The organism is Enterococcus sp. E5-37, assembly GCF_035726925.1.
GTDB lineage: Bacteria > Bacillota > Bacilli > Lactobacillales > Enterococcaceae > Enterococcus_B > Enterococcus_B faecium.
This window is the reverse complement of sequence record NZ_JAPMLG010000003.1, coordinates 25,169-39,637: the sequence shown is the minus strand read 5'-3', so window position 1 is coordinate 39,637 and position 14,469 is coordinate 25,169. Positions and strand designations below refer to the sequence as shown.

Here is a 14,469-nt window from a genome sequence, read left to right as displayed (position 1 = left end):
CATGGTGAAAAAAGCTTTTTGCATGAAAGTTTACCCAGAAAAACAAGAAGAATACAAAAAAAGACATGATGAACTTTGGCCAGAGATGCGTACAGCACTTCGTGAACACGGGGTCATCGACTATTCGATCTATCTTGATCCGAGTACAAGTTTGTTATTTGGTTACTTAGTGATCGAAGATGAAAAGTTATGGGAAAAAATGGCAAATACATCTATCAATCAAAAATGGTGGAAGTACATGGAAAATATCATGGAGACAAATCCAGATGCCTCTCCAGTCAGTTGGGAATTGATGCCAGTCTTTGAACTGTAGTAACAAGCAACTGGGCAACCGGTTGCTTGAGGTTCTTTCGTTTTTATTGTGAAAAATAATACAAATCAGGAGGAATAGAAAATGAGTAATCGAATGATTTTAAATGAAACATCGTATTTTGGAAAAGGAGCGATTGAGTCGATCGTCCCTGAATTTCAGCAGCGAGGATTCAGCAAAGCAGCTGTCATTACTGACAAAGGATTGATCGAGCACGGTATAGCAACAAAAGTAACAGAACTTCTAGATAAAGCAGCAATCGATTATGCTTTATACGACGGGATCGTACCTAATCCAACGATCCAAAATGTAAAAGATGGAGTGGCTTTTGTTAAAGAGGCAGAGGCAGACTGTTTGATCGCAATCGGTGGAGGTTCGCCAATCGATACGGCAAAAGCCATTGGGATTATTTTGACGAATCCAGAGTTTTCAGACGTCATTAGTTTAGAAGGTGTTGCTGATACGAAAAATCCATGTTTACCTATATTAGCTATACCAACGACTTCTGGAACAGCAGCAGAAGTAACGATCAACTACGTCATCACAGATGAAGTAAATCACCGAAAATTTGTTTGTGTTGATCCTCATGATATCCCAATCGTCGCGTTCATCGACAGCGATATGATGATGGGAATGCCGAAAAAATTGGCTGCATCAACAGGTATGGATGCTATGACGCATGCTATTGAAGGGTTTATCACAAAAGGCGCTTGGGAAATGACTGATATGCTGCATTTAAAAGCAATCGAAATCATCGGTCATTCTTTGGAAGCTTCTGTAGATGGCGATCAAAATGGGCGAGAAAAAATGGCATTAGGACAGTATATTGCGGGAATGGGCTTCTCAAATGTCGGTTTAGGACTGGTACACGGGATGGCTCACCCGTTAAGTGCATGGTACAACATTCCTCATGGCGTAGCGTGTGCAGCACTTTTGCCAACTGTCATGAAATATAACAAAGAATATACTGGAGAAAAGTACCGTGAGATCGCTCTTGTGCTAGGGATTAAAGGAGCAGCTGAAATGTCTTTAGAAGATGTAAGAGAAGCGGCTTGTGGTGAGATCGATCGGTTGAGCAAAGCGGTTGGAATCCCAGAAACCATTTCTGAGTTAGGTGTAAAAGAAGCAGATATCCCAGAAATTGCAGAAGATGCTTTGCGAGATGTATGCACACCAGGAAATCCAAGAGAAACGACAGTAGAAGAAATCATTGCTTTATATCAAAGTTTGATGTCAAAACGAAGCGGATCTTCAACATTAAATTGCCTGTAAAGAGAAATGGTAGTTTATATCTGGATATCTCTTTTAAATTGATGGTATTTCCGCTATAATTTTTCTTATAAAGAAATAGGAGAATATTATATGGAAAATAAAAAGCCTTATGGAACTGTATTGATCAAAGCCTCTAAAATACTAGACTATTTAGCGGAAAACCAAGACGTCTCTTTGCAGACGATCGCAAAGGGTGTGGGAATGACCTCTTCTACAGTCTTGAAAATACTAGATACTTTGCTGATGATCGGCTACGTAAATAAAAATTCAGAGAAAAACTATCGTTTAGGTGCAAAGCTTATTCGCTACGCGAATAAAAACATTGAACAAATCGATTTGGTAGAGTTGACTTTACCGTTTTTAGAACAGCTGCAGCAAAAGATCGATGAGACTATCCACTTAGGGGTATTGGACAACAATGAGATCTTGTACGTGAACAAACTAGATCCAAAACATCAAACGATCCGCATGTCTTCAAAAATCGGAATCACCCGACCATTATACAATTCTGCGATGGGCAAAGCCGTATTAGCAGAATTCAGTGAAGAGCAGTACACTGATTATCTTGAAAAGCATCCGTTGATCCCTTACACAGAATATACGATCACCAATGCATTACGGTTGAAAAAGGAAATCCAAACGGTAAAAGAAACCCACATCGCATTTGACGATGAAGAAATCGAACGTGATATTTTTTGTATAGGAGCCTCAATCGTGAAAAACGAACAAATCATTGGTGCATTTAGTGTAAGTATGCCGAAATATCGTTTAACAGATGAGACAAAAGAACAAATAATCAGTGCCCTCAAGCAAACAAAAAGCGAAATCGAGCAAAGAATTCAAAAATAATTAAAAAAGCGTTTGCAATTTTTCTTTTCTGCCGTATAATATGGGTATAGATTTCCAAGTTATAAAATAGAATTTCTAAATAGGAAATAGGTGGAGAAGATGAAAAAAATTGATATTTTATCTCGATTGAAAAACGCCGGAGTGATTGCGGTGGTACGCGGAAAAAGCAAAGAAGAAGCTTTGAATGCTTGCCACGCAATCATCAAAGGTGGTCTAACTGGTATTGAGTTGACTTTTACAGTCCCTCAAGCAGATCAAGTAATCAAAGAACTTTTGTCATTCTACAAAGACCAACCAGAAATAGTGATTGGCGCAGGCACAGTATTAGACGCTGTCACAGCTCGCTTGGCTATCTTAGCTGGCGCAGAGTATATTGTTAGCCCTTCCTTTGATCAAGAAACGGCAGAGATGTGTAATCTGTATCAAATTCCTTACTTACCAGGATGTATGACTATTACCGAGATCAAAACAGCGCTGAAAAGCGGAGTAGATATCGTCAAACTATTTCCTGGAAGCGCTTATGGACCAAGTATCATTTCTGCCTTCAAGGCGCCGATGCCTCAAGTCAATATCATGCCAACTGGCGGTGTGAGTCTGGACAATATGAAAGAGTGGTTCGATGCTGGTGTCGTAACAGTCGGAGTAGGTGGGAACCTTTTAGCACCCGCAGCTACAGGAGATTTCGACAAAGTAACGGAAGTCGCGCAACAGTATGCAGCAAAAATGAAAGAAATCAAGAGGTAGCTGCTTATGGGAAAAGTAGTGACACTCGGAGAAATCATGTTGCGATTGTCCACAGAACAGGGAACCCGTATCGATTCAAGTGAACGATTCGCTGCCCATTATGGCGGAGGGGAAGCAAACGTAGCAATTTCTTTAGCTAATTACGGACATGGAGCGATTTTTGCTACAAAAGTACCTGATAACGCATTGGGAAAAGCAGTCAAAAAGCACTTGCAATGCTATGGAGTAGATACGAAACAGGTATTATCTGGCGGGCCAAGACTAGGTACTTATTATATGGAAACTGGTAGTGGCGAACGCGCCGCCTCAGTGATCTATGATCGTGCCGGATCAAGCTTTGCTGAAATGGATCATTTGGAATGGTCGCTAGAGGAGTTATTCCAAGGAATAGATATATTTCACGTTTCAGGAATCACCCCAGCTTTGTCTAAAAAATGGCAAAAAATGACGAAACAAGTGATAGAAGCTGCAAAAAAAGCTGGCTGCCTGATCAGCTTCGATATCAACTATCGTGGAAAATTATGGACACAGCAAGAAGCCAGCGAAGTAATCCATCAGCTTTTACCTTTAGTAGATATCTGCTCAGCTGGAAAAATGGATGCTCTTTATTTGTTAGGTATCGAGAAAGCGCCAGAAGCAGAAGAACAACCTCTAATTTATTATTATCAAAAAATGCAGGAAAAGTTCCCGAATATTCAGGTGTTTTATTCGACCAAGCGTACCGTTCATTCAGCAAGTGAAAATGAATTGAAGGGGACATTGTGGATGAACCATGAATATGTGGAATCCCAAGTCCATAGAATTACCCCAATCGTGGATCGAGTAGGTGGCGGAGATGCTTTTGCAGGTGGCGTGCTCCATGGGATTTTATCCAATATGTCTCCGCAAGAAATCATTGATTTTGCTACGGCAGCTTCTGCCTTGAAGCATACGATCCATGGGGACTGCAACCAATTTAGTCAAGAAGAAGTCGCACAATTTTTAGCATGCGGCTCTGGAAAAATCATTCGATAGAAGGAGTAGAAGAAAATGCAAGAAATGGAAACACGTTATACACACAGTCCAGAAGATATCCGTCATTATTCAACGGAACAATTGAGAAAAGAATTTTTAGTAGAAAAGGTATTTGAACCAGGGAAAATCAGTTTGACTTATACGCACAACGATCGAATGATCTTTGGTGGAGTGACACCTACTGAAAAAGAATTAGAAATCACATTAGACAAAGAACTAGGTGTTGATTACTTCTTAGAGCGTCGTGAACTAGGTGTGATCAATATCGGTGGACCAGGATTTATCGAGATCGATGGGCAAAAAGAAGAAATGAAAAAACAAGACGGATACTATATCGGAAAAGAAACACGACATGTTGTATTTTCTTCTCAAGATGCTGAAAACCCAGCTAAATTCTATATTAGTTCTGTTCCAGCTCATCATAAATATCCAAATGTAAAAATCAGTATCGACCAAGTAAAACCAATGGAAACTGGTGAAGACCTGACACTGAATGAACGTAAAATCTATCAATACATCCATCCAAATGTATGCGAAAGCTGTCAATTACAAATGGGTTATACGATTTTAGAACCAGGAAGTGCTTGGAATACGATGCCTTGTCATACACATGAACGTCGTATGGAAGCTTATGTCTACTTTGATTATGCCAATGAAGATACACGTGTGTTCCACATGATGGGCAAACCAGATGAAACAAAACATTTAGTTGTAGACAATGAACAAGCTGTTATTTCACCAAGCTGGTCGATCCATTCAGGTGTAGGTACAAGCAATTACTCATTCATCTGGGCAATGTGCGGAGAAAATATCACTTATACAGACATGGATATGGTGCAAATGGATCAATTAAAATAAGCATAAAGGAGAGAAAATGATGGAATTTAGTATGGATATGTTTCGTTTAGATGGAAAAGTAGCATTAGTCACCGGTGCTGTCTATGGTATTGGATTTGAGATTGCACGCTCTTTAGCTACAGCAGGAGCAAAAATCGTATTTAATAACTTGAATCAAGAATCAGTTGATGAAGGTATAGCGCATTATAAAGAAGCAGGCATCGATGCAAAAGGTTATGTCTGCGATGTGACCGATGAAGAAGCGGTTCAAGCGATGGTTCAACAGATCAAAGAAGATGTAGGTTCAGTTGATATTCTAGTCAACAATGCAGGGATCATCAAACGGACACCGATGATCGAAATGGATGCGGCAGACTTCCGCCAAGTAATCGACGTGGATTTAAATGCCCCATTCATCGTTTCAAAAGCAGTTATTCCGGATATGATCGAAAAAGGCGGCGGTAAAATCATCAATATCTGCTCCATGATGAGTGAATTAGGACGCGAAACGGTCAGTGCTTATGCTGCGGCAAAAGGCGGATTAAAAATGCTGACGAAAAACATCGCTTCTGAATACGGTCAATACAATATCCAATGTAATGGAATTGGACCAGGTTATATTGCTACACCGCAAACTGCTCCATTACGCGAAACACAAGAAAACGGTGAACGTCATCCATTCGATCAATTTATCGTTGGACGTACGCCAGCAGCACGCTGGGGCGAGCCAATCGATTTGGCTGGACCATCTGTCTTCTTGGCTTCTAGCGCATCTGATTTCGTTAACGGCCATGTCTTGTATGTGGACGGAGGCATACTTGCCTATATCGGGAAACAACCTTAAAAGAACTTTAGTACACCGTTTAGTGGAGAGGTTGTGAAATCAGCGGATTGAACGAATACCGAAGGATAGCTGATTAAACATCATTTATTCGAAAAAAGAGGCTGGGACAGAAGCGTTTAACTCCAAGAAATAAGAAGGAATTCACGAAAATTGCTTTTTAAATTTTTGTGAATTTCAGCTTATTTCCGAAGGAGTTGCTTTTGCTTCCGCCGTTTATACGTGTTTAGAGCGTGAGACAAAAGTATTCTTTACTTTTGTCCCACGCTCTTTTCTGTGCGTCTTCCATACTTCACTAAGTCGATCCCTCTTGCTTCGCACCAATCCTTCACTGGTCCGGAAAAGATCAGAGATTGTTGGTGTAGGGCCGCGGTATTCGTTGCGCCGACCATAGTATAAAGCAGACGAAGCTCTTCTTGCCATTGCTTCATCAGTATAATAGTTTCTTCTACGCCGTGATTCATCAGATGCGTCAGTACGGTTCCTGAAGTACCCACTGCATTTGCGCCGAGACAAAGGGCTTTAAATATGTCATAGGCATTGCGGATACCTCCGGAGGCTAGGATTTCCATAGAAGTGTCTGCTTCATTTGCTTCAAGCAATGAAGAGACTGTCGATTGCCCCCAGTCAGCTAAATAACTCAGTTCCCGCTTGGAGCGACGGGCGTTTTCGATCTGGGTGAAGCTTGTTCCGCTTCGACCGCTGATATCAACTGTATGAACTCCTAAAGCAGCTAGATCATTGAGCGTTTCTCTTGTCATGCCAAAACCGACTTCTTTTACGATGAGGGGGACGTCAATGGCTGTTTGAGTCTCTTGAATAAGTACTTTCCAATTGGTAAAATCACGGTCTCCCTCAGGCATAACCAACTCTTGAGGTGCATTCAAATGAATCTGTAAGGCATCTGCGTGAAACAATCGGATAGCTTCTTTGGCTCTTTCGACAGAAGTCCCTGCACCGATGTTGGCAATGATTTTCCCGTGAGGATATTCTTGTCGCATAATCGTATAAGTATCGGCTAAAGAAGGGTCTTTCAAGGCAGCGCTGACTGAACCAGTGGCAATCATCAAATCTGCTTCTCTTGCGACGATTGCAAGATCTTGGTTGATTTTTTTTGTTTTTTCGCTTCCGCCAGTCATCGCATTGATATAAAATGGGCTGCTTAGTGTAAACCCAACTGCCTGTGTACTTAGATCGACATCAGAAACTGCTATTTGCGGCAAAGGGTTATGGATGATCCGTACGAAGTCAAATTCGTTTTTTTGTTTATCATGAAAGGCTTTAGCTAGTGAAACATGTTCGTCTTTTCGATTCATCGGTTTTCCTTTCTTTGATCGCTATAGACATGTAACGGCAGTGGAGTGATTTCTGCTTTTTCCCATGCACTCATTAAAGGAAGGATGCCAGATTTCTGGTCAACAATTACGATTCCGCAATCGCCACCACCTGCACCAGAAGATTTTGCGGCTCCTTCATACTGTTCAGCTAAATTACACAATTTGTTCAAAGCAGGCGTTTCGATGACGACCCCAGTGATTGCAGATAAATCATGCAGTAATTGTCGGTTTTTTCGAATCATCTGTTGGATCAACGTTACATTATTTTCTTTAAACCCTTTGATCATTTCGTTGACACATTCTGTACTGTTTTTTAAGAAAAGCTGATAAGCCACCATTTTGTCTTCTCTCGAACGGTGAACTTGATCGACCAAATCAGAAGTAGAGGCAGGGCTACCCGTCCAACCAATCAATAAACGTAAATCTTCAGGAGCAATCAATGGCTCAATGGATAGACCTGGCCAATCCAGGGCAAGTAACTCACTGATAGAATGCTGAGTTTCTTGTTCTTGGAGCCAAGGATGGTCGAAGGTTGAGAAAGCGATCCAGCCACCATAACAGCTAGCAGCGATGTCGCCGCAGGAACCATTATCTTGAACTGCTAAATTGGCTAGTGCTGCAATCTTGAAAATCTCCAACTGAGATAAATTCAACGCGTAAAAAACATTCAAGGCTTTGACCGTTGCAACGGTCACGGCACCGCTAGAACCCAATCCATATTTCCGGCCATTTGAACTGTCTAACTCACTTGTTACTTTCAGATCATAAAAGGATAAAAGAATGTTTTTTTCTTGTGCATACTTTTCAGTCAAACGAATAGCAGCAAGGATATAATGAAAAGGATTTTCCCGAATATCTAAAACTAATTCTCCGTTGCGTCTTGTCCAACGTACAGGCATCCCACTATATTGTGCAGATTGGATACTTCCGACTTTTCGTGCGGATTCTACAGTGACTGTTACGAATTGATCGACTGCAGCGATAACTGCTGGATGGCCTGTTTCAACAACTGCATATTCTCCGGCAATATAGAGTTTGCCTGGTGCAGATACTTCAATCATAAAAATCTCCCTTTATTCAATAATCGCAATTCCTGGACCAGCATGGGCAGTAATTACTTGTTCTTTGCTAAATAATTTGGTAAAAGCTTCTTGTACCTCAGATAAATAGGTGTTTTCCACTAAAACTTTGACATTAGGGCCAGCATCCATCGTAAAGTAGCATGGAATGCCTTTTTTTCTCAATTGCCGCACTGCATCCATCGCTTTTAAGCTGTCAGGAGACCAGTAAGTGAATGGAGGCTGGGCAGCTAAAGTCGTTCCATGCATTTTTAGTCCGTTTCTTTCCATCGTTTCTCCGAGAAGTTGGAAATCTTTTGTTTTGATTGCTTGTTTCAATTGATATAGATCCCCTTCAACGGAATCTAACCAGCCTTGATAAAAACTGGATGTTTCGACTGTCCGACGCATCCCATTTCTGCTGGACACTTCTTTTTTCTGGTCGTTGATCAAAACGAAAACCATTGCTAAATCGTCTTCGAAAGCATCGGAAGGGACTGGCTTAGCGTAAGAACTTAAGTCGTCATGGCCTTTTTCCCATTCGACGAAACCACCGAAAATACTTCGGCAAGCTGAACCAGACCCGCGTCGAGCAAATCTTGAAAGAGAGAGATCGTCTAATCCAAGCTTAAGAGCAGTATTGCAAGCTCCTGCTAAAGCAGCTAGCCCGCTGGCAGAGGAGGCTAATCCAGCTGCGGTAGGAACGAAATTCTGACTGATTACTGAAGCTTTTAGTGAGAGGCCGGCTTCTTTACGAAAAAGGTCAAGAAACTGACTGACTTTTTTTGTTGCTTTTTCGTCTTGCAAGGTGCCATCTAGATAAAATTCATCTACCATATAGCTATCAGAAAAGATGACTTCTGTCTCTGTATAAAATGCATCCAATGTTAACGAAAGGCTGTTGTTCATTGGAAGGATGAGTTCTTCATTTTTCTTACCCCAATATTTGATTAGAGCAATGTTGGTATATGCGCGTGCTTTGCCTTTAAACATAGGTATGTACTCCTAATCCTTGTATCCAAGTTTCAGCAGCACCCGCATCTTCAAGTGCTTGACTGATTTCTTGGGCTTTTGTTTTTGTTTGTGCTAATGCAATCATACAGCCACCGCGTCCACCGCCAGTTAATTTGGCACCCAATGCCCCGGTATCTTTTGCTGTTTGGATCAATAGATCAAGAAAATCATTGCTGATTGTCAGCTTTTCCAGAAGTGATTGTGATTCATCCATTGTCTGTGCCAACATTTCTGGTGAATTTTCAATGATTGCTTGTTTTGCTTGCTTCGTCAAGTATCCTAATTTTTGGATCATTTGTCCAGTTTCATGAGGCTGGGTTTCAAAGAGGTGAGCGACATCTTTGACGGCTTCTCTTGTTTGTCCTTTGATTCCTGTATCAGCGACAATCAAAAAAGCATCGATGTTCAAAGAAAAGTAGTCGAAAGGATGCCCTTTTGTAAAATAAATCGGCTGCAAGCTGCTAGTAGCGGCTGCATCGATTCCACTAGGATTACCGTGGGCGATTTTTTCCGAAAGCTGGACATTTTCTAATAGTATTTCACGAGACAAAGGAAATGCTAAGTAATCATAAAAAGCACGAGTGACTGCTGTGGCGACTGCAGCACTTGATCCCATTCCACGTTCAGCAGGAATCGTGCTTTCAATGGTCAGTTGCAAGTTTTTTTGGATGTCATGCTGTTTTTTTAAGTGAATGAATAATTTTTTGATATTTTTTAATGCATGAGGAGCTTCGGCTAAATTTCCTGAATAGTAGGAAGAAACCAGTTGATCGTCCATTGCATCCAGCTCTTCAAGGAATGCGGTGACTTTTGTTGCATAGAAAGGAAAGGCAATCGCTGGTTCTCCATAAACAACCGCGTGCTCGCCCATCAATATGATCTTTCCGCTTGATTCTCCTTGGCCATAGTTTGCCATAATCTAACTCCTTCTCACGTAAAAGTGATTTTTAAGCAAAAAATAAAGCGCCCAAAACGAGTTGCGCTGCTTCACGAATTTTTTTGTCCACTAAGGGTCTCAAAAAACATTCCTCCTTTATTTTACTAAAACCATCTCAGAAGTAAAACTAAGAATACGTTTTCTAAAGAAAAAACACTTTTTTCTTAAGAATTTTTTGACTTTTTTTCTTCTTTGACTAGAAAAAAATACAATTGACACTACTAGATATTGGGGGTATATTTAAAAAGGTTGGAGTTAAACACAATATTTAGTGATGAAGTGAGCTGGAGGTAAATGAGCGTGATCGTTTTAGCAGGTACAATTGGTGCCGGAAAATCAAGTTTAACAGAAATGATGGCTGAACACTTTGATAGTCAGGCATTTTATGAATCGATTGATGATAATGAAGTCTTGCCCTTATTTTATGCAAACCCTGAACAATATGCTTTTTTGCTGCAAATTTATTTTTTGAATAAACGTTTTGCAAGCATCAAACAAGCAATGAAAGATGACAATAATGTATTGGACCGTTCGATTTATGAAGATTCACTGCTTTTCCATCTAAATGCAGATCTAGGAAGAGCAACAGAAACAGAAGTTCGTGTGTATGATGAACTGCTGGAAAACATGATGGAAGAACTTCCCTATGCTGCCCATAAAAAACATCCGGATTTATTAGTTCATATTCGTGTATCTTTTGATACGATGTTGGAGCGTATCGAAAAACGTGGTCGTTCGTATGAACAATTGTCCTTTGATCCAAGTCTATACGATTATTACAAAGAATTGAACAGACGTTACGATCAATGGTATGAAGAATACAAAGAAAGTCCAAAAATCCAAATCGATGGAGACCGCTATAATTTTGTGGAAGATCCTCAAGCAAAAGAAGAAGTCTTGAAAATGATCGAAGAAAAATTAGCAGAGATTCGCCAAACCAAAGTAGCCATTTGATTTACAGTTGCTCAAATAAAGGGTAAACCTTTATTTGAGCGACTATTTTCTTTATACTGGAAACAAATGTCAGGAGGATAGAGTATGCGGGAAAAACACTATTTTAATCAAGACCGTAATTTTTGGATCAATGTACAGCAAAACGATGTGCTAGCTGTTAAAAATTTAAAAGAAGAATATGGCATTAGTGACGAGATGCTGACTTATTCTCTAGATAAAAATGAACGGGCGCGCGTAGAGTACGATTCTTTTGATGAAGCGTTACTGCTTGTATCAAATGTTCCGCACCAGCAAAAAGTCGATAATCATTATGAAACTAGTCCTATCGCTTTTATTTTAAAAGAAGACGGTTTGTTTACATTTACCACGCCGAATACCGAGTACGTGATTCGACTAATTCGATCGCTTTTGGAACGGATGCCAGACATGAGTGTATACAGTTTATTGTTTCGTACATTGTTTTTGATTTCTGATTCCTTTTTTCCTTTAATCGAGGAAGTGAATAGTGAACGTCAGCGGCTTAATCTGAAATTAAGAGAAAAAACAACGAACAAGAATCTGCTGCAACTTTCAGATTTAGAGATCGGTTTGGTTTACTTAGTTACAGGAACAAAACAAAATGTAGTACTTTTAGAACAAATCAAGGCACTGGCTATTTATCGCAAGTTGTCAGAAAAGGAAAAAGAAGAGTTGGACGATGCACTGATCGAAGCACGACAAGCAGTTGAAATGACGAACTTAGCTTCGCAGATTTTAGACCAGCTCTCTGGCACTTATAATAATTTGCTGAATAACAACTTGAATGACACGATGAAATTTTTGACGGTCTGGTCGCTGATCTTGACCGTTCCAACTATTGTGACAGGATTCTTCGGAATGAATCTCCAGTTACCCTTTACCCATTCCGTTTTCGGATGGGGAATCGCCTTGATCATCAGTTTGGTCTTATCTATTTGGATGCTTATTGCACTGTGGCGGCGGATTCGTTGATCTAGTCTTTGATCTGCAAACCAAGGGCTTGGGCGATCACAAGTGCTTGCTCTTGATTGACGATTAGTCCCGCCAAAGAATCTTGAGATAAAGCGATTGTTGTGAAGAAATTAGTCGTAAAGTCTAATCCCTTCAGAGAAGTTCGAAACCAGTTCGAACCGGTTAACTGATTGTCAGACAAAAAAAGGTTTTTCCAAGTGACCTCATAAAATTCGCTGTCTTCTAATTGACAATGATCGAAGGAGACAGCTTTCAAGTTTGTACTACTAAAGGAAGCCATCGAAGCAATACAATCAGTGAAAGTACAGTCTCGAAGATAACTTTCGGCAAAATTCGTACCTGTTAATTTACATTGATGAAACACGACTTGGTGGAAACTGCCACCAATCCACTCCAGATTGGAAAAATCACATTTTTCAAAAATGACATTACTGCATTCAAAATGACGTAAACCTGTTTTTTGCATCGTAAGTTTTTGGATATGACTCTCTCTTAATACCATATTTTTGGCATCGAGATAGCTTTGGTCACCTCCGTTGATCAGAAGACCAGAGAAGATCTCCTCATCTTCTAAATAAAACTCTCCCTTTGTAAGAAGAGGAAGAGAAGGTGGAATAGGTTCGATTTTTTTCATGTGGGTTCACCTCGTTTTTCTTTAGTATAGCAAAGAAGCGGGAATCACTGCTAGAAAGTCTGCTAATCTAATCATTTTCAGAAAAGGAAGACAAACTGTATGAAAAACATTGACAAAAAGATTAGTTTTTGCTATACTATGATGGTTGAGAAATAAAAGCAGAAGCACCCGCTTCTCGCCTTAGTTGATAATGTCACTGGGCTAGATAGTTTTCACTGGTTCTATTAGGTGAAGTACGCGCGGGTTCTGTAAGAGAACTCGTTTTTTTATTGCCGTTTATTCGGTAAGCTTTTCTTTCTCTCATAATATTTGGAGGTGAATGACCATAGCAAAGGATATGATGGTTAACGACGGCATTCGTGCACGAGAGTTACGATTGATCGGTTCAGATGGTGAGCAATTAGGAGTTAAGACAAAAGCAGAAGCATTGAATATTGCAGAACAAGCAAACTTGGATCTTGTGTTAGTTGCCCCTGGTGCGAAACCACCAGTTGCGCGAATCATGGACTACGGTAAATACCGTTTCGAACAACAAAAGAAAGACCGCGAAGCGCGTAAAAAACAAAAAGTGATCAATGTAAAAGAAGTTCGCTTAAGTCCTACGATCGACTTGAATGACTTCAATACAAAACTTCGTAATGCACGTAAGTTCTTGGAAAAGGGCGATAAAGTGAAAGCTTCTATCCGTTTCAAAGGCCGTGCCATTACCCATAAAGAAATTGGTCAAAAAGTCTTGAATCGCTTAGCTGAAGAAACTGCGGATATTGCAACAGTGGAACAAAAAGCGAAAATGGACGGACGCAGCATGTTCTTGACGCTGGCACCGAAAAACGACAGTAAGTAATTTGAATGACTAACTGGCTGTTGGACAGCCGATAGTCGGATAACGAAAGATTTTGAGGAGGAAATATAGTCATGCCAAAACAAAAAACACACCGCGGATCAGCAAAACGTTTCAAACGTACTGGTAAAGGCGGATTGAAACGCTTCCGCGCGTTTACAAGTCACCGTTTCCACGGCAAAACAAAAAAACAACGCCGTCAATTGCGTAAAGCAAGCATGGTTTCTAGTGGCGACTTCAAACGTATTCGCCAACAACTAGCAAAAATGAAATAAGAAGTACAAATAACAGAATCTGAAGATTTATTTTTATTAGGAGGAATTATACATGGCACGTGTTAAAGGTGGAACAGTAACTCGTAAACGTCGTAAAAGAGTGCTAAAATTAGCAAAAGGTTACTACGGTTCAAAACACACTTTATTTAAAACAGCAAAAGAACAAGTAATGAATTCATACAACTACGCATATCGCGATCGTCGTCAAAAGAAACGCGACTTCCGTAAATTGTGGATTGCTCGTATCAACGCAGCAGCTCGTATGAATGGCTTGAGCTACTCAAAATTAATGCACGGTTTGAAAGTTGCTGAAATCGACATCAACCGTAAAATGTTAGCTGACTTGGCTGTTAACGATGCAGCAGCATTTACTGCATTGGCTGACCAAGCAAAAGACGCTTTGGCTAAATAATTAAATAAACGTTGTCGTATCAACGTATACCCCGCCTTTATTGAGCGGGGTTTTTATTATTGTTTTAAGACCTAATTGAGCTCGCAAAGCGAGTAAAACACAAAATTACCTGCTATGCGGATGGCAAAAGTGTCAAGGTCGTATGGATTG

Annotated in this window: 17 protein-coding genes and 1 other annotated feature; of the genes, 12 read left to right on the top strand and 5 right to left on the bottom strand. The window is 40.3% G+C overall.

Annotated features, from left to right (window positions below):
• The first annotated feature begins 1 nt into the window (after position 1).
• From rhaM to OS138_RS03035, 7 genes are all read left to right on the top strand, one after another.
• A complete protein-coding gene (gene rhaM, locus OS138_RS03065) occupies positions 2-313 on the top strand; it encodes an L-rhamnose mutarotase (protein ID WP_278014094.1) in 312 nt (103 codons plus the stop codon).
• Between the two features lie 81 nt (positions 314-394).
• A complete protein-coding gene (gene fucO / locus OS138_RS03060) occupies positions 395-1,582 on the top strand; it encodes a lactaldehyde reductase (protein ID WP_325069697.1) in 1,188 nt (395 codons plus the stop codon).
• Positions 1,583-1,672: 90 nt separating this feature from the next.
• On the top strand, positions 1,673-2,431 hold the full coding sequence (locus tag OS138_RS03055) for an IclR family transcriptional regulator (protein ID WP_002294170.1): 759 nt from the start codon (positions 1,673-1,675) through the stop codon (positions 2,429-2,431).
• Positions 2,432-2,530: 99 nt separating this feature from the next.
• Positions 2,531-3,175: a bifunctional 4-hydroxy-2-oxoglutarate aldolase/2-dehydro-3-deoxy-phosphogluconate aldolase gene (locus tag OS138_RS03050; RefSeq protein WP_002288242.1), complete on the top strand. Its 645-nt coding sequence runs from the start codon at positions 2,531-2,533 to the stop codon at positions 3,173-3,175.
• A 6-nt stretch (positions 3,176-3,181) separates the two neighbouring features.
• A complete protein-coding gene (locus OS138_RS03045; protein WP_325069696.1) occupies positions 3,182-4,189 on the top strand; it encodes a sugar kinase in 1,008 nt (335 codons plus the stop codon).
• A gap of 15 nt (positions 4,190-4,204) precedes the next feature.
• The gene (gene kduI, locus OS138_RS03040; protein ID WP_325069695.1) at positions 4,205-5,047 is read left to right on the top strand and encodes a 5-dehydro-4-deoxy-D-glucuronate isomerase; all 843 of its coding nucleotides are present in this window, start codon (positions 4,205-4,207) and stop codon (positions 5,045-5,047) included.
• A 19-nt stretch (positions 5,048-5,066) separates the two neighbouring features.
• Positions 5,067-5,870, top strand: a complete 804-nt coding sequence (locus tag OS138_RS03035) for a gluconate 5-dehydrogenase (protein ID WP_002294167.1) — start codon at positions 5,067-5,069, stop codon at positions 5,868-5,870.
• Between the two features lie 248 nt (positions 5,871-6,118).
• Here OS138_RS03035 and fni read toward each other — a convergent pair whose 3' ends face one another.
• The 4 genes from fni to mvk are packed head-to-tail and all read right to left on the bottom strand — an operon-like array spanning position 6,119 to position 10,192.
• The gene (gene fni / locus OS138_RS03030; protein WP_325069694.1) at positions 6,119-7,183 is read right to left on the bottom strand and encodes a type 2 isopentenyl-diphosphate Delta-isomerase; all 1,065 of its coding nucleotides are present in this window, start codon (positions 7,181-7,183) and stop codon (positions 6,119-6,121) included.
• Positions 7,180-8,265 carry a phosphomevalonate kinase gene (locus OS138_RS03025; protein ID WP_002288233.1) on the bottom strand — a complete coding sequence of 362 codons (1,086 nt, stop codon included), beginning with the start codon at positions 8,263-8,265 and terminating at the stop codon, positions 7,180-7,182. Before OS138_RS03025 ends, fni begins: the two co-directional genes overlap by 4 nt.
• A 12-nt stretch (positions 8,266-8,277) precedes the next feature.
• Positions 8,278-9,255, bottom strand: a complete 978-nt coding sequence (mvaD, locus tag OS138_RS03020; RefSeq protein ID WP_325069693.1) for a diphosphomevalonate decarboxylase — start codon at positions 9,253-9,255, stop codon at positions 8,278-8,280.
• A complete protein-coding gene (gene mvk / locus OS138_RS03015; RefSeq protein WP_325069692.1) occupies positions 9,248-10,192 on the bottom strand; it encodes a mevalonate kinase in 945 nt (314 codons plus the stop codon). Before mvk ends, mvaD begins: the two co-directional genes overlap by 8 nt.
• A 315-nt stretch (positions 10,193-10,507) precedes the next feature.
• Between mvk and OS138_RS03010 the strand changes: the two genes are divergently transcribed.
• Positions 10,508-11,167: a deoxynucleoside kinase gene (locus tag OS138_RS03010; protein ID WP_002294164.1), complete on the top strand. Its 660-nt coding sequence runs from the start codon at positions 10,508-10,510 to the stop codon at positions 11,165-11,167.
• 84 nt (positions 11,168-11,251) lie between these two features.
• Positions 11,252-12,157, top strand: a complete 906-nt coding sequence (locus OS138_RS03005; RefSeq protein WP_002294163.1) for a magnesium transporter CorA family protein — start codon at positions 11,252-11,254, stop codon at positions 12,155-12,157.
• Position 12,158: 1 nt separating this feature from the next.
• On the opposite strand, the gene OS138_RS03000 is transcribed toward OS138_RS03005, so the two are convergent.
• Positions 12,159-12,791, bottom strand: a complete 633-nt coding sequence (locus tag OS138_RS03000) for a pentapeptide repeat-containing protein (protein WP_010776651.1) — start codon at positions 12,789-12,791, stop codon at positions 12,159-12,161.
• Positions 12,792-12,941: 150 nt separating this feature from the next.
• Positions 12,942-13,067, top strand: a sequence feature (ribosomal protein L20 leader region).
• Positions 13,068-13,110: 43 nt separating this feature from the next.
• Between OS138_RS03000 and infC the strand changes: the two genes are divergently transcribed.
• From infC to rplT, 3 genes are all read left to right on the top strand, one after another.
• Positions 13,111-13,635, top strand: coding sequence for a translation initiation factor IF-3 (gene infC / locus OS138_RS02995; RefSeq protein WP_002293357.1), 525 nt, complete (start codon positions 13,111-13,113; stop codon positions 13,633-13,635).
• A gap of 71 nt (positions 13,636-13,706) precedes the next feature.
• Positions 13,707-13,907, top strand: coding sequence for a 50S ribosomal protein L35 (rpmI, locus tag OS138_RS02990; protein ID WP_002289309.1), 201 nt, complete (start codon positions 13,707-13,709; stop codon positions 13,905-13,907).
• A 52-nt stretch (positions 13,908-13,959) separates the two neighbouring features.
• Positions 13,960-14,319, top strand: a complete 360-nt coding sequence (rplT, locus tag OS138_RS02985; RefSeq protein ID WP_002293355.1) for a 50S ribosomal protein L20 — start codon at positions 13,960-13,962, stop codon at positions 14,317-14,319.
• Positions 14,320-14,469 lie beyond the last annotated feature (150 nt).

Excerpts from the sequence above, each read along its gene's own strand:
- OS138_RS03005 (WP_002294163.1), top strand. The coding sequence starts at position 11,252 with ATGCGGGAAAAACACTATTTTAATCAAGACCGTAATTTTTGGATCAAT.
- OS138_RS03045 (WP_325069696.1), top strand. The coding sequence starts at position 3,182 with ATGGGAAAAGTAGTGACACTCGGAGAAATCATGTTGCGATTGTCCACA.
- rplT (WP_002293355.1), top strand. The coding sequence starts at position 13,960 with ATGGCACGTGTTAAAGGTGGAACAGTAACTCGTAAACGTCGTAAAAGA.
- rpmI (WP_002289309.1), top strand. The coding sequence starts at position 13,707 with ATGCCAAAACAAAAAACACACCGCGGATCAGCAAAACGTTTCAAACGT.
- OS138_RS03055 (WP_002294170.1), top strand. The coding sequence starts at position 1,673 with ATGGAAAATAAAAAGCCTTATGGAACTGTATTGATCAAAGCCTCTAAA.
- OS138_RS03035 (WP_002294167.1), top strand. The coding sequence starts at position 5,067 with ATGGAATTTAGTATGGATATGTTTCGTTTAGATGGAAAAGTAGCATTA.
- fni (WP_325069694.1), bottom strand. The coding sequence starts at position 7,183 with ATGAATCGAAAAGACGAACATGTTTCACTAGCTAAAGCCTTTCATGAT.
- infC (WP_002293357.1), top strand. The coding sequence starts at position 13,111 with ATGACCATAGCAAAGGATATGATGGTTAACGACGGCATTCGTGCACGA.
- fucO (WP_325069697.1), top strand. The coding sequence starts at position 395 with ATGAGTAATCGAATGATTTTAAATGAAACATCGTATTTTGGAAAAGGA.
- OS138_RS03000 (WP_010776651.1), bottom strand. The coding sequence starts at position 12,791 with ATGAAAAAAATCGAACCTATTCCACCTTCTCTTCCTCTTCTTACAAAG.
- kduI (WP_325069695.1), top strand. The coding sequence starts at position 4,205 with ATGCAAGAAATGGAAACACGTTATACACACAGTCCAGAAGATATCCGT.
- OS138_RS03010 (WP_002294164.1), top strand. The coding sequence starts at position 10,508 with ATGAGCGTGATCGTTTTAGCAGGTACAATTGGTGCCGGAAAATCAAGT.
- mvk (WP_325069692.1), bottom strand. The coding sequence starts at position 10,192 with ATGGCAAACTATGGCCAAGGAGAATCAAGCGGAAAGATCATATTGATG.
- rhaM (WP_278014094.1), top strand. The coding sequence starts at position 2 with ATGGTGAAAAAAGCTTTTTGCATGAAAGTTTACCCAGAAAAACAAGAA.
- OS138_RS03025 (WP_002288233.1), bottom strand. The coding sequence starts at position 8,265 with ATGATTGAAGTATCTGCACCAGGCAAACTCTATATTGCCGGAGAATAT.
- OS138_RS03050 (WP_002288242.1), top strand. The coding sequence starts at position 2,531 with ATGAAAAAAATTGATATTTTATCTCGATTGAAAAACGCCGGAGTGATT.
- mvaD (WP_325069693.1), bottom strand. The coding sequence starts at position 9,255 with ATGTTTAAAGGCAAAGCACGCGCATATACCAACATTGCTCTAATCAAA.